Raw genomic sequence first — 324 nt, forward strand, 5'->3', positions numbered from 1 at the left:
TCGTACAACAGGGGCGCGTCGTCGGCCAGCGCGTCCTCGGCCTCGAGCACGTGCGGCAGCGGCTCGTACGCGACCTCCACCAGGGCGGCCGCTTCCAGGGCGTCCTGCAGGGTCTCGGCGACGACGGCCGCCAGCGGCTGCCCGACGTAGACGACCTTGTCGACCGGCAGGACGCGGAGCTCGATCGCCTGCCCGCCCGTGGGCGCGGGGTCCATGGCGTTGGGAATCGGCCCCACGTGCTCGGCGAGACTGCGGCCGGTGGCGACCATGAGCACCCCGGGGCGAGCGAGGGCCGCCTCGGTGTGGACGGTGATCCGGGCGTGC

1 pseudogene is annotated in these 324 nt (G+C 74.7%); it reads right to left on the reverse strand.

The window, feature by feature from the left end:
- A pseudogene (locus Q0L15_RS21035) lies at nucleotides 1-324 on the reverse strand (hypothetical protein); the annotation flags it as partial.

The organism is Nocardioides sp., from assembly GCF_024509035.1.
Lineage (GTDB): Bacteria > Actinomycetota > Actinomycetes > Propionibacteriales > Nocardioidaceae > Nocardioides.